This is a genomic window from Thermus sp. (assembly GCF_039793865.1).
Taxonomy (GTDB): domain Bacteria; phylum Deinococcota; class Deinococci; order Deinococcales; family Thermaceae; genus Thermus.
The window spans coordinates 1-22,263 of record NZ_JBAMMI010000034.1 but is presented as its reverse complement, the minus strand read 5'-3'; the positions used below and the strand labels follow the sequence as shown (position 1 = coordinate 22,263).

Sequence of the window (22,263 nt, the reverse complement as noted above, 5' to 3'; positions counted from 1 at the left end):
GCCGCCCCTTTCCTCACCCCAGCTGGTACCCCCACCTTCCCCCCAAAACCCCAAGGGCCTCCAGGGTGGCCTCCACCGCCTCCCGCCCCTCGGGGAGGCCCTGGAGGAGGAGGTAGAGAAGCCCCGCAAGCTCCCCGAGGAGGAGAAAGCCGTGGCGCTTTCTTTCCTCCTCCCATAGCGCCTCCATGCGCAGGCGGGCCATGCGCCAGGGCACGGGGAGGAAGTGGCCCTTGGGGGCCCTGGCCTCGGGGAGGCAGAGCTCGGGGTTTCCCGCGGTGAGCAGGCCCCGGCAGGCGAGGGGCCTCTGGGGGTAGACCCCGCACAGGCCCCCCTCCAGGAGGGGGCAGGGGGTGCGGCCTTGGAAGAAGCGGCTTGGGAAGAGGGGGTCGTCCTTGCCCTGGCGCAGGAGGGCGAGGCGCCTTGGGCCTTCCTCCAGGAGGCGGGCCTTCTGGGCGGAGGTGAGGTGGGGAAGGAGGGCTTCGGCCTCGAGGCGGGAGAGGGTTACCCAGCCGAAGCAGCAGGCGAAGCACCCCGCGCGGCAGGAGGGCTTCAGCCCCTTCTTCTCTAGGTAGTCGGCCAGGTCTTGGTCCAAGGCCTTCCAGGCCGCTTCCGGGGTGGTGGCCTCGCCCATCCCTCTTGAGTTTAGGGGGTGATCTACGCCCGGAAGCTCCTCGGGAGTTTTGCCCCTACCCCAGGGGAATAAGATGGAGGCATGGAACGCGTGGGCATGCGCGCCGCGCCCCGGGCGAGCCTCGAGGCCCTGAAGGCGGCCCTGGGCGGGGTGAGGCTTTCCGAGGCCAAGGTCTACCTCATCACCGACTGGCAAGACCGGAGGGATAAGGCCCGCTACGCCCTCCTCCTCCACACCCCAAGAAAGGACCTCCTCATCCCCGACGCCTTCGGACCCGCCTTTCCCGGGGGGGAGGAGGCCCTTTCCGAGCTGGTGGACCTCCTCCTCAAGGGGGGGGCGAGGCGGTTCTACGAGGCCGTGGTCTCCCCGGGGGAGCTCACCGCCCTCCTCGGCTACCCCACGGAGGAGGTGCTTAGGCGGGTGAACGCCATCGCCAACCCCACGGACCCCGGGATCTACCTCAAGCAGGCGGCCTAGCCGTAAAGGGCCCTAAGCCTCGCCGCCTCCTCCGCCAGCTTAGGGAGGCGGTTGAGGTCTACCCCCGTGGCCAAGCCCTTCCTCTCCAGATAGGGGAGGACCACCTCGGTGGGGAGGTTGCCCACCAGCTCGTCCCCGGCGAAGGGGCACCCCCCCACCCCGGCCAGGGCCCCTTCCAGCCAGGGGATCCCGGCCTCCAAGACCGCCTCCGCCTTCTCCAGGGCCCCCTCGGGCCGGGCGTGGAGGTGGGCCCCAAGGCCCTCGGGGCCGAAGCTTTCCACCGCGGCCTTCAGGACCTCAAAGACGCGCTCCGCGTCCGCCACCCCGTAGGTGTCGGCGAGGGCGATCTCCCGCACGCCGAGGGCCTTGAGCCTGGCGATGGCCTCCAAAACCCCCTCCACGCTCCAAGGGTCCCCGTAGGGGTTGCCGAAGGCCATGGAGAGGTAGACCACGAGGCCGAGCCTCCCTTGGGTCTTCTCCACCATGGCCTCCACCAGGGGCCAGGACTCCTCGAGGGAGCGGTTGGTGTTCCTCTGCTGGAAGGTCTCGGAGAGGGAGAAGGGGTAGCCCACGTGGGTGAGGTGGGGGGCGGCGAGGGCGCGTTCCAGGCCCTTTTCGTTGGCCACGATGGCGAGGTAGGTGCGCCCTTCCGGAGGGGGAAGGGCCCTTAGGACCTCCTCGGCGTCCGCCATCTGGGGCACCCACTTTGGGGAGACGAAGCTCGTGAGGTCCAGGTGGCGGAAGCCCGCCTCCAGAAGCCTTTTTAGGAAGGCCACCTTCTCCTCCGTGGGGATGAAGCGGGAAAACCCCTGCCAGGCGTCCCTGGGGCACTCCACCCACTTGGCCTCGGCCACCTCGCCCTCCTACACCTGGAAGACCCCCACCCGGAAGGGCTCCCGCTCGGGGTTCAGGGCGCAGGCCTCGAGGGCCTTGATGAGCCACTTCCGGGTCTCGTGGGGGAAGATCACGGCGTCCACCCAAAGCCTCGCCGCGGCGTACCGGGGGTCCAGGGTCTCCTCGTAGCGGCCCTTGATGCGCTCGTAAAGCTCCCTTAGCTCCTCGTCCGAGGGCTCCTTGCCCTCCCGCCTGAGCTTCTCCACCTCAAGCTCCAAAAGGGTCTTCGCCGCCTGGGCCCCGCCCATCACGGCGTACTTGGCGCTCGGCCAGGCGAAGAGGAAGCGGGGGGCGTAGGCCTTGCCCGCGAGGGCGTAGTTTCCCGCCCCGAAGGACCCCCCGAGGATCAGGGTGATCTTGGGCACCACCGAGTTGGAGACGGCGTTCACCAGCTTCGCCCCCCGCCTGATGATCCCCGCCTGCTCCGACTCCTTCCCCACCATGAAGCCCGTCACGTCCTGGAGGAAGAGGAGGGGGATATTCATCTGGTTGACCTCGAGGATGAACCGGGCCGCCTTGTCCGCCGCCTCGGCGTAGATGACCCCGCCCACCTCAATCCGCCCCTTTTTCTTCAGGACGAGGCGCTGGTTGCCCACGATGCCCACGGGGAAGCCGCCGATCCGGGCGAAGCCCGTGACCAGGGTCTCCCCGTACCCCCCCTTGTACTCCAAAAACTCCGAGCCGTCCACCAGGCGGGCGATCACCTCCCTTAGGTCGTAGGGGCGGGAGCCGTCCGGGGAGACCAGGCCGTAGAGGTCCTCTACGGGGTAAAGGGGTTCCTTGGGCGCCTTGCGCCCTTCCGCCCAGGGGGCGAGGCGGGGGGGCGGGTAGAGGGCGGCGAGCTCCCTTATGCGCTCCAGGGCGGCCTCGTCCGTGGGCTCGTAGAAGTCCACCGTCCCCGAAACCTCAAAGTGCATCCTCGCCCCCCCGAGCTCCTCCGAGGAAACCTCCTGGCCGATGGCCGCCTTCACCAGGGCGGGGCCCGCCAGGTAGAGGCCGCTTCCCTCGGTCATGATGAGGACGTCGGTCATCACGGGAAGGTAGGCCCCCCCGGCCACGCAGTTCCCCATGATGGCCGAGATCTGGGGAATCCCCAGGGCGGACATGCGGGCGTTCAGGTAGAAGATGCGGCCGAAGTCGTCCTGGTCGGGGAAGACCTCGTCCTGAAGGGGGAGGAAGACCCCGGCGGAGTCCACCAGGTAGACCGTGGGGATGCGGTTTTCCAGGGCGATGGTCTGGGCCCGGATGACCTTTTTGGCGGTGATGGGGAAGAAGGCCCCGGCCTTCACCGTGGCGTCGTTGGCGATGACCATCCAGTCCCGGCCCTGGATGCGCCCGATCCCCGCCACCACCCCCCCCGCCGGGGCCCCGCCCCACTCCTCGTACATCCCCCACCCGGCGAAGGCCATGAGCTCGTAGAACTCCGTGCCCGGGTCTATGAGCCTCTGGATGCGCTCCCTGGCGGTGAGGCGGCCCTTCTTGTGCTGGCGCTCTATGGCCTTCGGGCCCCCTCCCTGGCGCACCCTCTCTAGGCTCTCCTTGAAGTCCCGCACCAGGGCCACCCAGGCGTCCTTGTTGGCCTTGAAGGCGGGGCTTTCCCGGTCCTCGGGGCGCAGGGCGGTTTCCAGCATGGCCCGATTATAACGCTTTTCTGCCTATCCGTGGAAAAGCGTGGAAGCCTTTGGCGGGCAGGGCGCCTCGGCCTGGGCCCGGGCCTGGCGCCTCGCCTCCCGGTCCACCCGCTCGTTCTCCGGGTGGCCGGCGTGCCCCTCCACGAAATGGAAGCGCACCCGGTGGGGGGCCATGGCGAGGAGAAGGGCCTCCCAGAGGTCTTGGTTTTTCACCGGGCTGCCGTCCGCCGTCCGCCAGCCCCGCTTCCGCCACCTTTCCAGCCAGCCCTCGGCGAGGGCCCTCTGCAGGTAGCGGCTATCGGTGTAGAAGTCCACCTGGCAGGGCTCCTTCAGCGCCTTCAGGCCTTCCACGGCGGCCCTCAGCTCCATGCGGTTGTTGGTGGTGCAGGGCTCCCCGCCGGAGAGGAGCTTCTCGTGGGCCTGGAAGCGGAGGAGGGCCGCCCAGCCCCCGGGCCCTGGGTTTCCCAGGCAGGCCCCGTCGGTGAAGAGCTCCACCCGCTTCACGCCGGGCCCCGGGCCTCCCTGGACAGGAGGGCCATGCTTAGGGCGATGAGGAGGAAGGCGAGGAGGGCCTGCAGGGGGATGGGGAACTGGGGGATGTATTCCGTACCGCAGGGCACGGGAGGCTTGCAGGCCAGGGTAAAGAGGTCGGGGAACCGCTGTTCCAGGAGGTGGAGGGTGCTGATGCTCCCGCCTATGAGGGAAAGGGCCAGACCGTAGGGCCACACCCCGAAGTCCTGCCGCCAGAGGGCGAGGCCCAGGATCACCGCCTGGGGATACATGAAGATCCGCTGGTACCAGCAGAGCTCGCAGGGCAGGAAAAGCCGCACCTCCGAGTAGTAGAGGCTTCCCAGGGTGGCCACCAGGGCCATCACCCAGGCGAAGGCCAGGAGAAGGGGGGCGCGCTTCATCGGGAAGAGCATATCCCTAAACTGGAGGCTATGGAGGAGGAAGCGCCGCGGGAGCTTAAGGAGGGGGAGGACTTCTACGTGGAGGAGGGGCGGATGGTCTTCACCGAGGCCTACCACCGCAAGCGGGGCTACTGCTGCGGCTCGGGGTGCCGCCACTGCCCCTGGAAAGGGGAGGGGGACTAGGCCTCGAGGAGCGCCTCCACGAAGGCCTCGGGGTCAAAGGGCTGGAGGTCGTCCGGCCCCTCCCCCACGCCGATGAAGCGGATGGGCACCTTGAGGGTGCGCACGATGGGGACCAGCACCCCGCCCTTGGCCGTGCCGTCCAGCTTGGTGACGATGACCCCGGTGAGGCCCAAGGCCTCGTGGAAGCGCTTGGCCTGCTCCAGGCCGTTTTGCCCCGTGACCGCGTCCAGCACCAGCCACACCTCCCCGGGCTCCCCGGGGTCGGCCTTGGCGATGGCCCGCTTCACCTTCTTGAGCTCCTCCATGAGGCCCTGCTTGGTGTGGAGCCTCCCGGCGGTGTCCACCAGGAGGAGATCGTAGCCCCGCGCCCTCCTCGCCTGGGCGGCGTCAAAGGCGAGGGCGGCGGGGTCGGCCCCCTCCGCCCCCTGGATCACGGGTAGGCCAAGGCGCTTCCCCCACTCGGCGAGCTGGGCGCTCCCCGCGGCGCGGAAGGTGTCCCCGGCGCAAAGGAGGACCTTCTTGCCCAGGGCCTGGTAGTAGCGGCCCAGCTTGGCGAGGGTGGTGGTCTTGCCCACCCCGTTCACCCCCACCACCAGGACCACGTGGCCTTGGGGTTCCACGGGCCTGGGCCTCGTGGGGTTGAAGCCGAGCTTCCTCAGCGTGGCCCGCCGCTCGTCCGGCTCCAGCATCTGGACGAGCTTCTCCTTCACCGCTTCCTTTAGGTCCCTCCGCCCCGAGGCCCGCACCTCCTGGAGAAGCTCCTCCGTGGCCGAAAGGCCCACGTCGGCGGCGAGGAGGGCCACCTCCAGCTCCTCCAACACCGCCTCGGGGTCGGCGCCCCAGGGGATGGCCCTGAGGAGCCTTTCCCGGGTCTTGGCGAGGCCCGCCTTCAGGCGCTCAAAGAAACCGGCCATTCCCGCCCCGCCTTAGCGGAAGTTTACCCCAAGGGCCAGGCGCCAGACCTTGGGGAACTGGGCGAAGCCGTACACGTAGGTGCCCTCGGCGAAGAGGCCGGTGTAGGGGTCCAGAACCCCCTCTAGCCCCAAGATGAAGCCCACCCCCAGGGTGGGCGTAGGTCCCAGAAGGCCGCTTAAGCCCCCGCCGAGGTAGGGGAGGGTTCCGGCCAGGGTGGGCTCGTACTGGCCCAGGTCTGGCTTGAAGAGGAGGTTGGCCTCGAGGACCACCCCGGGGGCCGCCGGGGAGAGCTCCGCCAAGAGGCGGCCCGAGAGGTTCTGCCGCAGGCGGTTTTCCACCCCGGCCCCGAAGGTGAGGCCCAGGCTTTCCCCGTAGCCAAAGCGCATCCCGATGGCGCCCTGGGCGCTGGCCAGGCTTAAAAAAAGGGCGAGGGAGAGAAGTAGCCGCTTCATCCTTTCCAGTATACCCAGGCTTGCGGCCTTTTTCACGAAAGGACCCGCTTCAGGCGGGAAAGCACCCGCGCCCTGCCCAAAAGGGCCATGAGCTCAAAGAGGCCTGGGGTCTCCAGGCTCCCCGTGAGGGCGGCCCGGAGGGGCTGGGCCACCTGGCCTAGCTTCAGGCCCCTTTCCTCCGCGAAGCCCCTAAGAAGGGCTTCCAGGGCGGCCTCCGTCCACTCCTCCTGCCTCTCCAGGAGGGGCTTGAGCTCCCGGAGGAGGGGAAGCCCCTCCGCGAGCTTCGCCCGGGCCTTTTCGGAAAAGGGGTAGTCCTCGGCGAAGAGGTAGCGGGCCTTCTCGGGGAACTCCTTCAGGGTGTCAAAGCGGGGGCGCATGAGCTCCACCGCCCGCCTCAGGTAGGCCTCGCTTTCCCAGGAAAGCCCCGCCTCCTTGAGAAAGGGCTTCGCCCTCTCCGCCACCTCCTCCAGGGAGAGCACCTCCCGGAGGTACTTCCCGTTCATCCAGCGGAGCTTCTCCAGGTCAAAGACGGGCCCTCCCAGGGAGACCCTTTCCCAGGTGAAGGCGGCGATGAACTCCTCCAGGGTGAAGATCTCCCGCCCGTCGGGCATGGAGAAGCCCATGAGGCAGAGGTAGTTCCTGAGGGCCTCGGGCAGAAACCCCTCCGCCTTGTACCAGTCCAGGGAGGTGTGGCTCTTGCGCTTGGAGATCTTGGTCTTGTCGGGGTTGCGCAGGAGGGGCATGTGGAAGAACCGGGGCACCTCCCAGCCGAAGGCCCGGTAGAGGAGGACGTGGATGGGGGTGGAAACCAGCCACTCCTCCGCCCGGATCACGTCGGTGACCCCCATGAGGTGGTCGTCCACCACGTTGGCCAGGTGGTAGGTGGGGTAGCCGTCGGACTTGAGGAGGACCACGTCGGGGATCTCCCCGTTGTCGTAGACCACCACCCCCCGAAGCTCGTCCTTGACCTCGGTGGTGCCCGGGCGGGGCACCTTGAGGCGGATCACGTGGGGCTCGCCCCGCCTCGCCCTTTCCTCCGCCTCCTCGGGGGGGAGGTTCCGGGCCCTCCCGTCGTAGCCCCCCTTCTCCTTGCGGATCCTCTCCAGCTCCTCCGGGGTCTCAAAGGCCCGGTAGGCCCAGCCCCGCCTCAGGAGCTCCTCAGCGTGCTTTTGGTAGAGGAGAAGCCTTTCCGACTGGCGGTAGGGCCCGTGGGGGCCGCCGATGTCGGGCCCCTCGTCGTAGGTGAGGCCGAGCCACTTTAAGGCGGCGAGGATCCTTTCCTCGGCCCCCGGCACAAAGCGCGCCCGGTCCGTGTCCTCTATGCGGACGAGGAAGCGCCCCCCGTTCTTCCGGGCCCAGGCGTAGTTGAAGAGGGCGATGTAGGCCGTGCCCACGTGAGGGTCCCCCGTGGGGCTTGGGGCAATGCGGGTCACCACCATACCGTGCCCATTATCTCACCCGGGCCTAAAGGTTGGGCCTTAGGCTTGAAGGTAATGGACGGCGAGCTCTTGGCCCAAGGACTGAGGAAGCGCTTCGGACCCAAGGAGGTGGTGCGGGGGGTGGACCTCTACCTCAGGCGGGGGGAGATCGTGGCCCTCTTCGGCCCCAACGGGGCAGGAAAGACCACCACCTTCTACATGGTGGTGGGCTTCATCAAGCCCACGGCGGGGCGGATCTTCCTCAAGGGGCAGGAGATCGGCCGCCTGCCCATGTACAAAAGGGCCCGCCTGGGCCTCGGCTACCTCCCCCAGGAGCCCAGCGCCTTTCGGCGCATGACCGCCCTGGAGAACCTCCTCGCCGTCCTGGAGTTTCAGCCCCTTTCCAAAAAGGAGCGCCTGGAGAAGGCCAAGGCCCTTCTGGAAGAACTCGCCATCTACCACCTGAAGGACCGCATGGCCTACGCCCTCTCCGGGGGAGAAAGGCGGAGGCTGGAGATCGCCCGGACCCTGGCCACCGACCCCGACTTCATCCTCCTGGACGAGCCTTTCACCGGGGTGGACCCGAAAAACGTCAAGGAGATCCAGAAGGTCATCGCCGAGCTCCGGGAAAGGCGGGGGGTGGGGGTGTTCGTCACCGACCACGCCGTGCGGGAAACCCTGGCCATCACCGACCGGGTCTACGTGATGTACGACGGCCAGATCCTCTTCCACGGGGACCCCGAGACCTTCGCCAAGGACCAGGGGGTGCGGCGGCACTACCTGGGCGAGGACTACGAGCTCTAGATGACCTTCTGGGCCCTCCTTGTCCTCATCCTTCTCCTTTCCGCCCTGGTGGCCTACCTGGGGGACAAGGTGGCCAAGTGGGCGGGGAAGCGCCACTACCGCCTCTTCGGGCTGAGGCCGAGGCAGACCGCTACCCTGGTGGCGGTGCTCACCGGGGTGGGGATCGCCCTTTTCAGCTACCTGGGCTTCCTCCTGGTCTTCCGCGAGGCCCGGGAGACCATCCTGGAGGCCGAGGCCATCCGCCAGGAGCGGGACCGGCTCAAGGTGGAACGGGAGGACCTCCTCCGCGCCAAGGAGGCCCTCGAGGCCGAGGCCGCCCAGGTCTTGGCCGAGGTGACCGCCCTGAGGACGGAGCGGAAGGAGCTCCAGGAGGCCCTCGAGGCCGCCGAGGCCCTAAGGCGGCGGCGGGAGGCGGAGCTTCGGGACCTGGAGGCCCGCCTGAAGGTCCTGCAGGGGCAGGTGGAGGGCCTGAAGGGGCGCCTCCGGGCCCTGGAGGAGGAGAAGGTGCGGCTTTCCGCCCTCCTCTCCGCCAGGGAGCGGGCCTTGGCCGAGCGGGAGAAGGCCTTGCGTTCCCTGGCGGAGGCGGCCCGGGAGGCCGAGGCGGAGGCCAAAAGGCGCCGGGAGGAGCGGGCCCGGCTCGAGGCCGACCTGGCTCTCCTGCAGGCCAGGTTGCGAGAGGCCCAGCGGGAGCGCCAGGCCCTGAAGGCCGAGGCCGAGGCCGCCCAGGCCCGCCTGGAAGAAAGCCGGGCCGAGCTCCGCCGGACCGAGGAGCGGGTGCGGGCCCTCCTGCAACAGGCGGAGGTTTTGCAGGGAGAGCGAGGCCAGCTCGCCCAGCGCCTCGCCCGCTTGAGCCAGGGGCTCCCCCTGGGGGAGGTTAGGCTTGGGGCCGAGGAGGGGCGGGTGGCCTTGGAGCGGGCGGCGGAGCGCCGGGCCCTCCTCCAGGGCTTCCGGGGGGCGGAGCTCCTCCTGGAGGAAGAGGTGCGGGGGCCCGGGGTGGCGGTTTTGGAGGGGGCGGGCTACCGGGAGGGGCGGCTTCTGGTGCGGGCCCGCTTCTACCCAGAGAGGCGGGCCTTCGCCGCCCGGGAGGTCCTGGCCAGCGCCACCTTTCGCCTCTCCACCCCCGCCCGCCACCGGGAGGTGCTGGAGGGGCTTGGGGAGGAGGCCCGGAGGAAGCTTTTGGAGGCGGGCTTCCCCCCAGAGTACGCCACCTTCCCCTCCCCCGAGGAGCTGGCCCGGGGCCTGGCCCTCCTGGAGGGGAGGCGGGGGGTGGCGCGGGTGGGGGTGGTGGCCGTCCAGGACCTAAGGACCAGCGAGCGGCCTCTCCTCGCCTTCCAGCTTCTCGGCGGGCCTCCGGGCCCGGAGGTACCGGTCCCGACCCGCGAGGTCCGGTAGCACCCGAACCTCCTCCCAGCCCTTCGCCCGAAGCTCCTCCCCGAGAAGGCGGGCGTTTTCGGGAGCGAGCTCTAAGAGGAGGTACCCCCCAGGCCTTAGGGCGTGGAGGGCCTCCTCCGCCAGGGGGCGGGCCACGGAAAGGCCCTCGGGCCCGGCGTAGAGGGCCAGGGGGTTTTCAAAGGAAAGCTCCTTGGGGGCCACTTTCCGGTAGGCCTCGGGCAGGTAGGGGGGGTTGGCCACCACCAGGTCCAGCTCCCCAAGCCCCCCGGTGAGGGAGGCCATGAGGAAGCGCACGGGAAGCCCGAGCCTTCGGGCGTTCTCCTGAGCCAGGGCCAGGGCCTTCGGGTCCACCTCCGTGGCCCACACCTCCGCTTCGGGCAGGAACCGCTTCAGGGCCAGGGCGATGGCCCCTGTGCCCGTACCCACGTCCAGGACGCGGGGCCTGGGAGGGAGGGGGAGGCTTAAGGCAAGCTCCACCAGGCCCTCCGTCTCCGGCCGGGGGATGAGCACGCCCTCGGCCACCTTCAAGGGCAGGCCGAAGAACTCCACCTCCCCCAGGAGGTACTGGAGGGGGTAGCCGGAGAGGCGCTTGGCCAGAAGTTCCCAGGCCCTTCCCTCGCTTCCCGGGGGCGGGGGCTCCCTGAGCCTCAGGAGGAGGGTCTTGCGGGGAAGGCCCGTGGCCAGGGCGAGAAGGTCCCAGGCCTCGCCCTTGGGGAGGCCCGCGGCCTCAAGCCTCCCTTCCAGTTCCCGGAGGAGCCTTATCACGGGGGTAGACCACCACGTGCCGCTCCTCCCCCTCCCCCTGGCTTTCCGTGGTGACCTTGGGGTGGTTTTTGAGGAGCATGTGGACCAGGCGCCGCTCCGAGGGGCGCATGGGGGGAAGGGGCAGGGGCTCGCCCGTGAGCTCCACGGTGAGGGCGGCTTCCTCGGCCAGCTTGCGGATCTTCTCTTCTTGGCGCCTGCGGTAGCCGGCGGCGTCCAGCACCACCCGGTACTCCCCGCCAAAGTGCTTGGCCAGGACTACCCCGCACAGGTACTCCACCGCCTTCAGGGTCCGCCCCTCCTTGCCGATGAAGCGGCCCAGGTCCCCGCCCTTGACCTCGGCCTTTAGGAGGTTTCCCTCCTGGCGCACCTCCAGGTAGTAAGCCGGGTCCAGCCGCAGCAAAAGCCCCACCAGGAAGGCTTCCAGAACCTCCTTGGGGTCCTTGGGCTTCTCCTCCTTCCCCGCCTCCTTGAGCCCTACCTCCACCGGGGCTTCTTCCAACACCCCGAGGTCGGCGAGGAGATCGTCAATGCTCTTTTTCTTCTCGTCCATAAGCCCAGTTTACGCCGCCACCGACTTCAAGCTCTTGTTGATGAGCCACTGCTGGAGAAGCCCGATAAGGTTGGACAGCACCCAGTAGAGGGTGACTCCGGAGGGGAACTGCAGGACCAGGAAGACGAAGACCAGGTTCATGAAGAGGCTTTGGCGGATGAGGTCCTTGTTGCCGTGGGCGGAGAGCCACGTGGAGAGGAAGGTGGTGGCCACGTAGAGGGCCGGGAGGACGTAGAAGGGGTCGGGGAGGGCCAGGTCGGGGATCCAGAGGAGGCCCTGGCCGAACTCGTAGTTGGCGATGACCTTCCAAAGGATGAAGAGGATGGGCATCTGGATGAAAAGGGGCAGGCACCCGGCGGCGGGGTTCACCTTGTGCTCCTGGTAGAGCTTCATGGTGGCCTCGGCCCGCTTGTTGGGATCGTCCTTGTACTTCTCGTTGATCTTCTGGATGAGGGGCTGGAGGCGTTGCATCTCCGCCATGCTCTTGAACTGCTGGTGCATGAGGGGCCAAAGGAGAAGGCGGACCACCAGGGTGAGGAAGAGGATGGCCAGGCCCCAGCTTCCCGTGTAGCGGAAGGTCGTTTCCATGAGCCAGAGAAGCCCCAGGGAGAGCTGCCCCCAGAGGTTGGGGGCGAAGAGGCCGGGCAGGGAGAGGAGGCCCTCCACGTGGAAGCGCACCAGCTCGTTCTGGCCGCCGTATACCTTTAGGGCCTCCCCCGGGGAGAGAAAGACCTCGCCTTCCTTGCCCAGGAGCTTGGCCCTGAAGGGCTTTTCGGCGAAGGCCACCAGGGCGTAGCCCGCCTTGGGCCGGGTCTGCCAGGCCAGGTAGCGGACCTGGCCTTCCCCGCTGGGGAGGGGTTCCTTTTGGCCCTCCAGGAGGACCTTGGGGGTGCCCTGAGGGGCGAGCTTGAGGGCGAGGGGGAAGTCGGCGGCCACCTCCAGGGTGTACCGCCCCTTGGCGATGCGGTAGGTGAGCGTGCCCTCAGGCCCCTGGAAGCGGGCGAGGAGCCGGCCGTCCTCCACCAGGAACTCCGCCTTTTCCGGGCGGAAGCCAAGGGGAGAGAGGACGGGGCCACCGGCCGCGAGGTTTGGGGCCCGGGTGTAGTCGCCGATCTGGGTGCCCTTGTAGGTCTTCACGTACCAGCCTACCACCTGGCCCTGGGCGTCAAAGGCCAGGTCCATGAGGTTGGTGATGGCCACCTTTTCCGGGGTCCCGTCCCCGTTGACGTCGGCCTCCTTGAAGGTGGCCTCGAGGGCCAGAGCGGGCAGGAGGAGGAGGGTAAGGGCGAGAAGCCGCCTCATCGGACCCCCTCCTTCCCCCGCTTTGCCGGGAAGACCAGGGGCACGGGGTCCAGCCCCCCGGGGTGGAGAGGGTGGCACCGGAGGAGGCGCCTCGCCGCCAGGTAGCTACCCCAGAAGGCCCCGTGCCTTTCCAGGGCCTCGAGGGCGTAGGCCGAGCAGGTGGGATGAAAGCGGCAGGTCCTAGGCTTTAGGGGGGAAAGGAAGCGCCGGTAAGCCCGGATGAGCAGGATCAAAAGGCCACGCACGCCGCCTATTGTACCAGCCCGCTTTTCCTTAAGGCGCGCACCACGTCCTGGAAGAGCTCGGCGAAGCCCGCCTCCCGGGCCTCGGGGGTCGCCACCAGGAGGAGGTGGGCCTTGGGAAGGTGGAGGCGGCGGAGGATCTCCCGCAGGCGGCGCTTCACCTTGTTGCGCACCACCGCCTTCCCCACCTTCTTGGACACCACGATCCCCACCCTAAGCTCGGGAGCGGGGAGCCACTTCGCGCTCACGTACCGCCCCCGCCCCGCCTTGCCCTTGCGGAGCCTCTGGAAGGCCCGGTCCCCCTTTAGGGAAAGGAGCCTGCCCCCCGGGGCGGGGGGCCTTTGGCCTAGCGCTTCCGCACCGCGGGCGTGAGGCGCCAGCGGCCCTTCTGCCGCCTGCGCTTCAGCACCTTCCTGCCGCCTGGGGTCCGCATGCGGGCCCGGAAGCCGTGGGTTTTGGCCCGCTTCCTCCGGTTGGGCTGCCAGGTCCTTTTCATCCATTTCCCTCCCTGGGGCCCTGGGCCCCGATACCCTAAAGAGTGTAGCATAAGGGAAGGGAAACCTGGTCTAACGCTTTTTTGCAGGCAGGCTTTAGCGTTGACAACCCCCGCCCAGTTCCCCTATACTCCCCGGTAAACGGTCGTTAGGGAGGGACCCGTGGCCCAACTCTTGGTGGAGAACATCACCCTCACTTTTGGCGGCGTGGCGGCCCTTTCGGGGGTCTCCCTGCAGGTGGCCAAGGGGGAGCTGGTTTCGGTGATCGGGCCCAACGGGGCGGGGAAGACGAGCCTCTTGAACTGCATCTCCGGCTTCTACCACCCGGAGCGAGGACGCATCCTTTTTGAGGGGCAGGAGATCACCCGGGCGAGCCCCCACGAGATCACCCGGCGGGGCATCGCCCGCGCCTTCCAGAACATAGAGCTTTTCTCCGGTCTCACCGTGCTGGAAAACCTCATGCTGGCCCGGCACGCCCACCTGGCCTACGGCCTCCTCTCCGCCGGGGTCTTTTACGGGAGGGCCCTGGGGAAGGAGGTGGAGAACCGCCGGGCGGTGGAGGAGGTCATAGACTTCATGGAGCTGGAGCCCTACCGCAAGGCCCTGGTGGGGAACCTCCCCTACGGGGTGAGGAAGCGGGTGGAGGTGGCCCGGGCCCTGGCCCTTTCTCCCGAGCTCCTCCTCCTGGACGAGCCCATGGCGGGGATGACCCTGGAGGAGAAGGAGGACATGGTGCGCTTCATCCTGGAGATCCGGGCCCGGGGCACCACGGTCATCCTCATTGAGCACGACCTGGGGGTGGTCATGGACATCTCCGACCGGGTCTACGTCCTGGACTTCGGCCAGGTCATCGCCGAAGGGCGCCCTGAGGAGGTGGCGAAAAACCCCCGGGTGCAGGAGGCCTACATGGGGGTGGAGGCGTGAAGGCCCTGAGGCCCTCCTACGAGATGAAGCGCTACACCCTGCCCCAGCTCCTCAAGCTCCGGGCGGAGCGCGAGGGGGACCGGGTGGCCCTAAGGGAGAAGGACTACGGCATCTGGAACGAGGTCACCTACGCCCAGTACTACGAGAACGTCCTCCTCTTCGCCCACGGCCTCCTCTCCCTGGGCTTTCGGCCGGGGGAGAGGCTCGCCATCATCGCCGACAACATCCCCGAGTGGCTCTACGCCGAGCTCGGGGCCCAGGCGGTGCGGGGGATCAGCGTGGGGGTCTACCAGAGTAGCCTCCCCCCGGAGATCGCCTACATGCTCCAGTACACGGGGGCGAGCGTGGTCCTCGCCGAGGACCAGGAGCAGGTGGACAAGCTCTACGAGATCCGGAACGAGATCCCCCACGTGCGCCACGTGATCTACGAGGACGAGAAGGGGATGCGGGGCTACCGGGACCCCTGGCTCCTCTCCTTCGCCGAGGTGCTGGAGCGGGGGCGGGAGCACCGGAGGAAGCACCCGGACGCCGTGGAGAGGCTCCTCCTCGAGGCGAGCCCGGAGGAGGTCTGTCACCTCTCCTCTACCTCGGGCACCACGGGCAGGCCCAAGGCGGCCATGCTCCGCCACCGCAACCTGATCCACATGGGGGTGGCCCTGCAGGAGGTGGACCCCCTCCTCCCCACGGACGACTACCTCTCCTTCCTGCCCCTCGCCTGGATCGGGGAGCAGATGATGTCCGTGGCCATGGCCCTCACGGGGGGGTTCGCCGTGAACTTCCCCGAGGCGGTGGAAACCGCCATGCAGGACCTCAAGGAGATCGGCCCCCACGTGATGTTCAGTCCCCCCCGGGTCTGGGAAAGCATCCAAAGCCAGATCTGGGTGCGGATCTCCGAGAGCTACGCCTTCAACCGCTTCGTCTACGAGAGGCTCCTTAAGGTAGGCTACCGGGCGGCGGAGTACCGCATGCGGGGAAAGCCCATGCCCTTTTCCCTCCGCCTCGCCTACTGGCTTGCCGACCAGGCCCTCTTCAAGCCCTTAAGGGACCAGCTGGGCTTTTTGCGCCTTAGACGCGCCTACACCGGAGGAGCGGCCCTCGGGCCTGACGTCTTCCGCTTCTTCCACGCCATAGGCGTCAACCTCAAGCAGATCTACGGCCAGACGGAGATCATCGGCATCGCCTTCGTCCACCGGGACGGCGACGTGCGCCACGACACCGTGGGCCTGCCCATCCCTGGGACCGAGGTCCGGATCAGCGAGGCGGGGGAGATCCTCCTCCGCTCCGATGCGGTCTGCGCCGGGTACTGGGAAAGGCCCGAGGCCACCCAGGAGACCTTTGGGGACGGCTGGCTTCACACCGGGGACGCGGGGTACCTCACCGAGGACGGCCACCTGGTGGTCATTGACCGCCTCTCCGACGTGATGCGCACCGAGAGGGGTACGGCCTTCAGCCCCCAGTTCGTGGAGAACAAGCTCAAGTTCTCCCCCTACATCAAGGAGGCCGTGGTCTTCGGGGACCGCAAGCCCTTTTTGGCGGCCTTCCTCAACATAGACCCCCAGACCGTGGGCAAGTGGGCCGAGGACCGGGGCCTGGCCTACACCACCTACCTGGACCTCTCCCTCAAACCCGAGGTGGCCGAGCTCATCCGCAAGGAGGTGGAGAAGGTGAACGCCGAGCTTCCCGAGGAGCTTAGGGTCCGGCGCTTCGTCCTTCTCTACAAGCTCCTGGACGCCGATGACGAGGAGCTCACCCGCACGGGCAAGGTGCGCCGGGGCCTCATCGCCAAGAAGTACCTCCCCCTGGTGGAGGCCCTCTACTCGGGGGCGGGGGAGGTGGAGGTGGAGGCGGAGTACCGCTACCAGGACGGCACCTTGCAGCGGGTGCGGGCCAGGGTGCCGGTGTGGGACCTGGAAGAGGGGGTGTTGGCGTGAGCTTTTTCCTGCAGCTTTTCTTTTCCGGGGTGGTGCTGGGGCTGGTCTACGCCCTGGCGGCCTTGGGGTTTGTCCTCATCTACAAGGCGAGCCGGGTGGTGAACTTCGCCCAAGGGCAGTTCATCGCCATCGGGGCCTTTCTGGCCTACTTTGCCATGACGGCCCTGGGCGCTCCGTTTTTGCTGGCGGCGGCCTTGGCCCTCGCCCTCACCGCGTTCCTGGGCTTCGGGGTGGAGCGGGTCTTCCTCAAGCGCATGGTGGGGCAACCCATCATCTCCGTCATCATGGCCACCATCGGCCTGGCCTCCCTGCTGGACGGGCTCATCCACCTCACCCCCTTTGGGGCGGGGAACTTCAGCTACCCTAGCTTCCTCCCCCAAGGAGGGGTGAGCCTTCTCGGGGTGCAGGTCTCCTACGCTCAGCTCCTGGCGGTGGCCTTCACCCTGGTCTTCCTCGCCCTCTTCACCTGGTTCTTCCAGCGCTCCACCCTGGGCATCGCCATGCGCTCGGTGGCCGACGACCAGATGGCGGCCATGAGCCTCGGGGTTTCCGTGGAGCGGGTCTTCGCCCTGGCCTGGGCGGCCGCCGGGCTCACGGCGGCGGCGGCGGGGATGGTGGTGGGCACCATTTCCGGTCTCAACCTGGACGGGCTGGTGCATATCGGCCTCAAGGTCTTCCCCGTGGTCATCTTGGGGGGGCTGGATTCCATCCCCGGGGCGGTGGTGGCGGGTATCCTGATCGGCGTTTTGGAGAACCTGGCGGCGGGCTTTCTGGACCCCTTTGTGCCCGGCGGGGGTACCCGGGACGTCTTCCCCTTTCTGGTCCTCCTTTTGGTCCTCTGGTTCAAACCCCACGGCCTTTTCGGCACCGAGGAGATTGAGCGCGTATGAGGAACCCTTGGGCGCAGACCGGAAACTACCGCACCAGCTACCGACAAGACACCAGCATCTTCGCCACCCATCGGGAGCTGGTTTCCTTGCTCCTCTTCCTGGCCTTTCTCCTGGTCCTTCCCCAGTTCCTTTCCCGCACCCAGGTGTTTATCCTGGACCTCATCCTGGTGTACAGCGTGGCGGTCTTGGGCCTCAACATCACCACGGGGTACGCCGGCCTCATCAACATCGGCCAGGCGGCCTTCATGGGGGTGGGGGCCTATACCGCGGCCCTTCTCGCCCCCCAGGGCCTGCCCTTCTTTCTGCTGATCCCCATAGGGGGCTTGGTGGCCGCCTTCTTCGGCTTCCTGGTGGGCATCCCGAGCCTCAGGGTGAAGCACCTCTACCTGGCCCTCGCCACCCTGGCCTTCCAGGTGGTGTTTGAGTGGGTCGTGGGGCATATGCCCCTCCTCAAGCAGGGCGGGGCCATGGACATGCCCCGGGCGAGCTTTCTGGGCTACGAGGCGGGCTTCCGCAACCACTACCACTTCTGGTACTACGTGGCCTTTTCCGTTCTGGTTCTCCTTGCCCTTTTCTGGCGGAACCTCCTCCGCACCCGCTACGGGAGAGCTTTGGTGGCGGTGCGGGACAACGACCGGGCGGCGGACGCCATGGGCATGGACCCAGGTCGCACCAAGCTCTTCGCCTTCGCCCTGGGCGCCTTCTACGCCGGGGTGGCGGGGGTGCTCTACGCCTACCTCTCCCGGGCGGTGGTCATAGAGGACTACACCTTCGCCGTCTCCATCAAGCTCCTGGCCATGGCCATCGTGGGGGGGCTTGGGACCTTGGTGGGGAGTTTCCTCGGGCCCGCCTTCCTGGAGCTTCTGGACGTCAACATGGAGGCGCTCTCCAACTTCATCAAGGCCCTGGGCTTCAGCGTGGCCGGGGTGGACGTGGCGAGCGCCCTGAGGCCCTTGGCCTTCGGCCTCGTCATCGTCCTCTTCCTGGTGTTTGAGCCCAGGGGGCTTTACAACTGGTGGCGCCTGGTGCGAAGCTACTTCCGCACCTGGCCCTTTAGGTATTAGGCAACCCCCCGCACGGGGTTCGCAAAGGGAGGGAAGCGTATGAGGAGGACACTGGTAGGCGTAGCGGCGGTCTTAGGGTTGGCCATGGGCCAGCAGCAGGTCACCCTCTTCTGGTCGGGGGCCATCACCGGGCCCACCTCGGACGCGGGGGCCCCTTACGGGGCGGCGGTGGAGGACTACTGCAAGTACGCCAACGAGCGGAAGCTGGTGCCTGGGGTGGTCCTGAACTGCGTGGTGCGGGACGACCAGTACAACAACGCCAACACCCAGCGCTTCTTTGAGGAGGCGGTGGACCGCTTCAAGATACCCCTTTTCCTCTCCTACGCCACCGGGGCCAACCTCCAGCTCAAGGCCCTGATCCAGGAGCTCAAGATCCCCACCATCCCCGCCTCCATGCACGTGGAGCTCATTGACCCTCCCAACAACGACTACTTCTTCATCCCCACCTCTACCTACTCCGAGCAGGTGGTGGCCCTCCTGGAGTACGTTGCCAGGCAAAAGAAGGGGGCTAAGGTGGCCCTGGTGGTGAACCCCTCCCCCTTCGGCCGGGCTCCCGTGGCGGACGCCAGGAAGGCCGCCCAGCAGCTTGGCCTGCAGATTGTGGACGTGCAGGAGGTGGGCTCGGGCAACCTGGACAACACCGCCCTTCTCAAGCGCTTTGAGCAGGTGGGGGTGGAGTACATCATTCACCAGAACGTGGCGGGCCCCGTGGCCAACATCCTGAAGGACGCCAAGCGCCTGGGCCTGGACAAGAAGATGCGGCAGCTCGGGGCCCACTACACGGGTGGCACGGACCTTATCAAGCTGGCGGGGGAGGCGGCGGAGGGCTTCCTCTGGGCGACCAGCTTCTACATGTACCACGAGGACACCCCGGGCATCCGACTGCAGAAGGAGCTGGCCCAGAAGTACGGGCGTCCCCAGGCCATCGCCGAAAGCACCAACTACACCAACGGGATGCTGGCGGCGGCCATCGCCGTGGAGGCCATCCGCCGGGCCCAGGAGCGCTTCAAGCGGGTGAACAACGAAACCGTTTACCAGGCCATCGTGGGCATGAACGGGCCCAACGCCTTCAAGCCGGGCTTCGCCGTTTCTACTAAGCAGGGCATTGAGATTGACTTCACCAAGAGCGAGCACACCGGGGCGGAAGGGCTTAGGATCCTCGAGGCCAAGGGCGGCCGCTTCGTGCCCGTGACCGAGCCCTTCACCTCGGCCCTCTTCCGCAAGGTGCACTACGGCAAATAGCCCTCCTCCCGGGGCCCGGGACACCCCGGGCCCCTCCTTAAGCGCCATGGACACCCTTAACCCCACCCGCCCGGAGGACCTCGGCCCCATCCTCCTTTTGGTGAACAACATCGAGGTGGTCTACCACGACATCATCCAGGTGCTGAGGGGCGTTTCCCTCAAGGTCCCGGAAGGGCGGATCACCGCCCTCTTAGGCCCCAACGGGGCGGGGAAGACCACCACCTTGAGGGCCATCTCCGGCCTCCTCATTCCCGAGGACGGGGAGGTGGTGCGGGGGGAGATCCTCTACCGGGGAGAGCCCATCCAGAACCGCCCCCCCGAGGAGATCGTGAAACAGGGCATCGTGCAGGTGCTGGAGGGCCGGAGGGTTTTCAAACACCTCACGGTGGAGGAAAACCTCAAGGTGGGGACCCTGACCCAGGGGAGCCGGCACCTCAAGGAGGAGCTGGACCGGATCTACCACTACTTCCCCCGCCTGGCCGACCTCAGGCACCGGCTCGCCGGGTACTGCTCGGGCGGGGAGCAGCAGATGATCGCCATCGGGCGGGCCCTCCTTGCGAGGCCCAAGCTCCTCCTCCTGGACGAACCCTCCTTGGGCCTCGCCCCGCTTCTCGTGCGGGAGATTTTCGAGATCGTGGCCCGGGTGAACCAGGAGGAGGGGGTGACGGTCCTGGTGGTGGAGCAGAACGCCCGGATGGCCCTTTCCGTGGCCCACTACGGCTACATCATGGAGACGGGGCGGATCGTCTTGGAGGGGGACCGGGAAAGCCTCCTGGAGAACCCCGACGTGCAGGAGTTTTACCTGGGGGTGGCCAAGGGAGGGGGGCGGAAGAGCTTCAAGGAGGTCAAGGCCTACAAGCGCAGGAAGCGGTTCATGTAGGGCGGGGCGTCCCCCCGCGCCAGGAGGGGGGTGGCCGCTGGCCTAGTCCGCCTCCGGGTGCGTATCATGGGGAGCGTGGTGCGCTTCCGCAGGGAGGGCCTTCGCCTGGACCAAGCCGTGGCCGAGGCCTTGGGGGTGAGCCGGGCCCGGGCCCAGGCCTGGATCGCCCAGGGCTGGGTGCGGGTGGGGGAGAAGGTGGTTTCCAAGCCCGCCTACCGCCTAAAGGGGGAGGAGGTGGTGGTGGCCCCTCCCGAGGAAAGGCCCTGGGTGGTGCCGGAGGACCTTGCTTTGCCCGTTCTCTACGAGGACGAGGACATGCTGGTTCTGAATAAGCCCCCGGGCCTCCTCACCCACCCCGCCCCGGGGGTCTACACCGGCACGGTGGTGAACGCCCTTCTGGGCCGTTACTTCCCCCTAGAGGGGGGCGAAGCCCAGGCCTCGAGGCCCGAGCTTGTTCGCCCCGGCATCGTCCACCGCCTGGACAAGGACACGAGCGGGGTTCTGGTGGTGGCCAAGCACCCCGGGGCCCTCGAGGCCCTCTCCCAGGCTTTCCGCGACCGGATGGTGATGAAGCGCTACCTGGCCCTCACCGAGGGCCATCCCCGGGAGGGCACCCTCATCGCCCCCATCGGCCGCCACCCCGTGGAGCGGCACAAGATGCACGTGGGGGGCATCGCCCCCCGCTACGCCGAGACGGACTTCGCCCTCCTCAAGGTTTCTGGCCCCTACGCCCTGGTGGAGGCGAGGCCCCACACGGGGCGCACCCACCAGATCCGGGTCCACCTCAAGCACCTCGGGGCCCCCATCCTAGGGGACGAGCTCTACGGGAGAAGGAGCCCCCATATCGGGCGCCAGGCCCTCCACGCCTACGAGCTCCGCATCCCCCACCCCCGCACGGGGCGGGTCCTGGAGTTCTTGGCCCCCGTGCCCCAGGACATGGTGGCGGCCTGGGAGGCTCTGGGGGGGAGGTGGCCGGAGATGCTAAGAAGGGAAGAGTTGACGTCTACGGCAGAGTAAAGAGGTTGTCTTCGTATTCTACGCGGAAGGTTCCCGGAGGCAGGTTGAGCAGTACCAAGAGGTCCCGGATTTTCTTGCGTATGCGTTCCGCCGATAGGTGGACAAACAGGAATTCGCCAGACGCCAAGGGTTTGTAGGCACTGGCCTCATAGGGTTTCCCGTCCTTCTTGCGCCGGTCAAGTCTGGAAGCCACGACGTCCTTCTGTTTGCGTAATTCCTCCAAAATGTCACTTTGGCCTGTTTGTTCCAAAGCTTCTACCAGTGATGCGTAAAAATCGCGCCAACTGCGTATGGTATAGATAGGTTCCTCGTTGAGCCATATACGCAAGCTTGGATGATCTGCCTCCGCTGGAGAACCCGTATGCCTGGTCAGAGCTTGCCTGAAAACGGTCAAAAAAGGCGGTAGGGAACTTGCAAGGGGTGTGGCCACGCCTAACAATCGGTGTACCAAGCGGTCAAAGTGGGCCAACGCCAATTCCTGCTCATTGACGTTTAGCTCCTTTTCAATCGCTTTTCGTAGGCCTTTTTCGTTGCGCTGATAGCCTTCGTCTAACACCGCTCTTAGCTTGTGCTCAATTTGGGTAAGACTCTGCTGAGTTTCTATTTCCTTCCGAATGTCCTCAACAATGCGAGCGAGTTTTGATGGCGCTTCCTTTGTTTCCCAAAAATCACGTTTGAGAGTGCGCTCCAAGTATCGGCTGGAAGAAGGGTTATCTAGCTCAAAGAGAAGGGAGCGTTTGTCGGGGGCCTTTGCCTGCAGGGTGTTGTCGAAAAACTCCCATTGCTTGCCGGTGGTGAGAATGGCCCACCGAATGTTTTGGGCATTCGCGTAGTTGACCACCTGGGTTCTGTCTTCGTTGGTGGGGGTACGATCCAGCGCTTTTACTTCCAATACTATGAGCGGAGTGTTTTGTACAGACAAGATGTAGTCGGGGCGATACCCTTTTGCTGAAGCGTCCTGCGCGATGACTTCGTAAGGGTTCCAAATGTTCCATCCGAGGGCCTGAAGTAGGCGAAGGATAATGGCCTGAGCTGTTTGGGCTTCATTTAACCCTTTCCAACGCTCGAGATGGACTACCAACTCTTGAATCACCTCGGAAACCTGAGCACTCATTTGCTGACATTTTACAAGCGAAGCAGGCTAAGCTAGCGGGGTGCTTGGATGTTGTAGGGACGCTATTAGCCCCTTCAGGGCTTTACCCAGGCGCCGCACGCCCTCTTGGATCCCTTCCCGGTCCAGGGTGGCGTAGGAGA

The 22,263-nt window shown here is 66.9% G+C and carries 26 protein-coding genes; 11 read left to right on the top strand and 15 right to left on the bottom strand.

The window, feature by feature from the left end:
* Window positions 1-13 precede the first annotated feature (13 nt).
* A complete protein-coding gene (locus tag ABJK26_RS03240) occupies window positions 14-631 on the bottom strand; it encodes a YkgJ family cysteine cluster protein (RefSeq protein ID WP_347240794.1) in 618 nt (205 codons plus the stop codon).
* A gap of 81 nt (window positions 632-712) precedes the next feature.
* On the opposite strand from ABJK26_RS03240, the gene ABJK26_RS03235 reads away from it, so the two are divergent.
* Window positions 713-1,108, top strand: a complete 396-nt coding sequence (locus ABJK26_RS03235; RefSeq protein WP_347240793.1) for a DUF3197 domain-containing protein — start codon at window positions 713-715, stop codon at window positions 1,106-1,108.
* Here the strand turns inward: ABJK26_RS03235 and ABJK26_RS03230 are convergent.
* From ABJK26_RS03230 to ABJK26_RS03215, 4 genes are read right to left on the bottom strand one after another with little or no spacing between them, the layout of a single operon-like run.
* A complete protein-coding gene (locus ABJK26_RS03230) occupies window positions 1,105-1,962 on the bottom strand; it encodes a hydroxymethylglutaryl-CoA lyase (protein ID WP_347240792.1) in 858 nt (285 codons plus the stop codon). The two genes, ABJK26_RS03235 and ABJK26_RS03230, sit on opposite strands and share 4 nt — an antisense overlap.
* Before the next feature lie 9 nt (window positions 1,963-1,971).
* Window positions 1,972-3,633, bottom strand: coding sequence for an acyl-CoA carboxylase subunit beta (locus ABJK26_RS03225; protein ID WP_347240791.1), 1,662 nt, complete (start codon window positions 3,631-3,633; stop codon window positions 1,972-1,974).
* Window positions 3,634-3,657: 24 nt separating this feature from the next.
* Window positions 3,658-4,137, bottom strand: a complete 480-nt coding sequence (rnhA, locus tag ABJK26_RS03220) for a ribonuclease HI (RefSeq protein WP_347240790.1) — start codon at window positions 4,135-4,137, stop codon at window positions 3,658-3,660.
* Window positions 4,134-4,544 carry a disulfide bond formation protein B gene (locus tag ABJK26_RS03215; RefSeq protein WP_347240789.1) on the bottom strand — a complete coding sequence of 137 codons (411 nt, stop codon included), beginning with the start codon at window positions 4,542-4,544 and terminating at the stop codon, window positions 4,134-4,136. Before ABJK26_RS03215 ends, rnhA begins: the two co-directional genes overlap by 4 nt.
* A 30-nt stretch (window positions 4,545-4,574) precedes the next feature.
* Here ABJK26_RS03215 and ABJK26_RS03210 point away from each other — a divergent pair, with 30 nt between their 5' ends.
* Window positions 4,575-4,727, top strand: coding sequence for a DUF5522 domain-containing protein (locus ABJK26_RS03210; RefSeq protein WP_347240788.1), 153 nt, complete (start codon window positions 4,575-4,577; stop codon window positions 4,725-4,727).
* Here ABJK26_RS03210 and ftsY read toward each other — a convergent pair.
* Genes ftsY through gltX form a run of 3 tightly spaced genes read right to left on the bottom strand, consistent with a single transcriptional unit; the run spans window position 4,724 to window position 7,533 of the window.
* Window positions 4,724-5,641 (bottom strand): signal recognition particle-docking protein FtsY, encoded by a 918-nt coding sequence (gene ftsY, locus ABJK26_RS03205; protein ID WP_347240787.1) that lies wholly within the window; start codon window positions 5,639-5,641, stop codon window positions 4,724-4,726. The genes ABJK26_RS03210 and ftsY overlap by 4 nt on opposite strands.
* Before the next feature lie 12 nt (window positions 5,642-5,653).
* Window positions 5,654-6,094, bottom strand: coding sequence for a hypothetical protein (locus ABJK26_RS03200; protein WP_347240786.1), 441 nt, complete (start codon window positions 6,092-6,094; stop codon window positions 5,654-5,656).
* A 32-nt stretch (window positions 6,095-6,126) separates the two neighbouring features.
* Entirely contained in the window at window positions 6,127-7,533 is a 1,407-nt protein-coding gene (gltX, locus tag ABJK26_RS03195) for a glutamate--tRNA ligase (RefSeq protein ID WP_347240785.1), read from the bottom strand.
* A 54-nt stretch (window positions 7,534-7,587) separates the two neighbouring features.
* On the opposite strand from gltX, the gene lptB reads away from it, so the two are divergent.
* Window positions 7,588-8,316 (top strand): LPS export ABC transporter ATP-binding protein, encoded by a 729-nt coding sequence (lptB, locus tag ABJK26_RS03190; protein ID WP_347240784.1) that lies wholly within the window; start codon window positions 7,588-7,590, stop codon window positions 8,314-8,316.
* Complete coding sequence (locus ABJK26_RS03185) at window positions 8,317-9,708, top strand: DUF3084 domain-containing protein (RefSeq protein WP_347240783.1); 1,392 nt, start codon at window positions 8,317-8,319, stop codon at window positions 9,706-9,708.
* On the opposite strand, the gene prmC is transcribed toward ABJK26_RS03185, so the two are convergent.
* From prmC to rpmH, 6 genes are read right to left on the bottom strand one after another with little or no spacing between them, the layout of a single operon-like run.
* Window positions 9,616-10,473, bottom strand: coding sequence for a peptide chain release factor N(5)-glutamine methyltransferase (gene prmC / locus ABJK26_RS03180; RefSeq protein ID WP_347240782.1), 858 nt, complete (start codon window positions 10,471-10,473; stop codon window positions 9,616-9,618). The genes ABJK26_RS03185 and prmC overlap by 93 nt on opposite strands.
* Window positions 10,436-11,023 (bottom strand): R3H domain-containing nucleic acid-binding protein, encoded by a 588-nt coding sequence (locus ABJK26_RS03175; protein WP_347240781.1) that lies wholly within the window; start codon window positions 11,021-11,023, stop codon window positions 10,436-10,438. The genes prmC and ABJK26_RS03175 overlap by 38 nt, the downstream gene beginning before the upstream one ends.
* A gap of 9 nt (window positions 11,024-11,032) precedes the next feature.
* Entirely contained in the window at window positions 11,033-12,325 is a 1,293-nt protein-coding gene (locus ABJK26_RS03170; RefSeq protein ID WP_347240780.1) for a YidC/Oxa1 family membrane protein insertase, read from the bottom strand.
* Complete coding sequence (yidD, locus tag ABJK26_RS03165) at window positions 12,322-12,570, bottom strand: membrane protein insertion efficiency factor YidD (protein ID WP_347240779.1); 249 nt, start codon at window positions 12,568-12,570, stop codon at window positions 12,322-12,324. The genes ABJK26_RS03170 and yidD overlap by 4 nt, the downstream gene beginning before the upstream one ends.
* Window positions 12,571-12,575: 5 nt before the next feature.
* Window positions 12,576-12,947: a ribonuclease P protein component gene (gene rnpA / locus ABJK26_RS03160; RefSeq protein ID WP_347240821.1), complete on the bottom strand. Its 372-nt coding sequence runs from the start codon at window positions 12,945-12,947 to the stop codon at window positions 12,576-12,578.
* Window positions 12,914-13,063, bottom strand: coding sequence for a 50S ribosomal protein L34 (rpmH, locus tag ABJK26_RS03155; protein WP_011227941.1), 150 nt, complete (start codon window positions 13,061-13,063; stop codon window positions 12,914-12,916). Before rpmH ends, rnpA begins: the two co-directional genes overlap by 34 nt.
* Before the next feature lie 160 nt (window positions 13,064-13,223).
* Between rpmH and ABJK26_RS03150 the strand changes: the two genes are divergently transcribed.
* The 7 genes from ABJK26_RS03150 to ABJK26_RS03120 all read left to right on the top strand — a co-directional run bounded on the left by ABJK26_RS03150 (window position 13,224) and on the right by ABJK26_RS03120 (window position 21,009).
* Window positions 13,224-13,985: an ABC transporter ATP-binding protein gene (locus ABJK26_RS03150; RefSeq protein WP_347240778.1), complete on the top strand. Its 762-nt coding sequence runs from the start codon at window positions 13,224-13,226 to the stop codon at window positions 13,983-13,985.
* Window positions 13,982-15,916 (top strand): long-chain fatty acid--CoA ligase, encoded by a 1,935-nt coding sequence (locus ABJK26_RS03145; RefSeq protein WP_347240777.1) that lies wholly within the window; start codon window positions 13,982-13,984, stop codon window positions 15,914-15,916. The genes ABJK26_RS03150 and ABJK26_RS03145 overlap by 4 nt, the downstream gene beginning before the upstream one ends.
* A complete protein-coding gene (locus tag ABJK26_RS03140) occupies window positions 15,913-16,806 on the top strand; it encodes a branched-chain amino acid ABC transporter permease (RefSeq protein WP_347240776.1) in 894 nt (297 codons plus the stop codon). Before ABJK26_RS03145 ends, ABJK26_RS03140 begins: the two co-directional genes overlap by 4 nt.
* A complete protein-coding gene (locus tag ABJK26_RS03135; protein WP_347240775.1) occupies window positions 16,803-17,870 on the top strand; it encodes a branched-chain amino acid ABC transporter permease in 1,068 nt (355 codons plus the stop codon). The genes ABJK26_RS03140 and ABJK26_RS03135 overlap by 4 nt, the downstream gene beginning before the upstream one ends.
* 39 nt (window positions 17,871-17,909) lie before the next feature.
* Window positions 17,910-19,112 (top strand): ABC transporter substrate-binding protein, encoded by a 1,203-nt coding sequence (locus ABJK26_RS03130; RefSeq protein WP_347240774.1) that lies wholly within the window; start codon window positions 17,910-17,912, stop codon window positions 19,110-19,112.
* 46 nt (window positions 19,113-19,158) lie between these two features.
* Window positions 19,159-19,992 carry an ABC transporter ATP-binding protein gene (locus ABJK26_RS03125; RefSeq protein WP_347240773.1) on the top strand — a complete coding sequence of 278 codons (834 nt, stop codon included), beginning with the start codon at window positions 19,159-19,161 and terminating at the stop codon, window positions 19,990-19,992.
* 75 nt (window positions 19,993-20,067) lie between these two features.
* Window positions 20,068-21,009 carry an RluA family pseudouridine synthase gene (locus ABJK26_RS03120; protein ID WP_347240772.1) on the top strand — a complete coding sequence of 314 codons (942 nt, stop codon included), beginning with the start codon at window positions 20,068-20,070 and terminating at the stop codon, window positions 21,007-21,009.
* Here ABJK26_RS03120 and ABJK26_RS03115 read toward each other — a convergent pair.
* The gene (locus ABJK26_RS03115) at window positions 20,996-22,123 is read right to left on the bottom strand and encodes a hypothetical protein (protein WP_347240771.1); all 1,128 of its coding nucleotides are present in this window, start codon (window positions 22,121-22,123) and stop codon (window positions 20,996-20,998) included. The genes ABJK26_RS03120 and ABJK26_RS03115 overlap by 14 nt on opposite strands.
* Window positions 22,124-22,263: the final 140 nt, after the last annotated feature.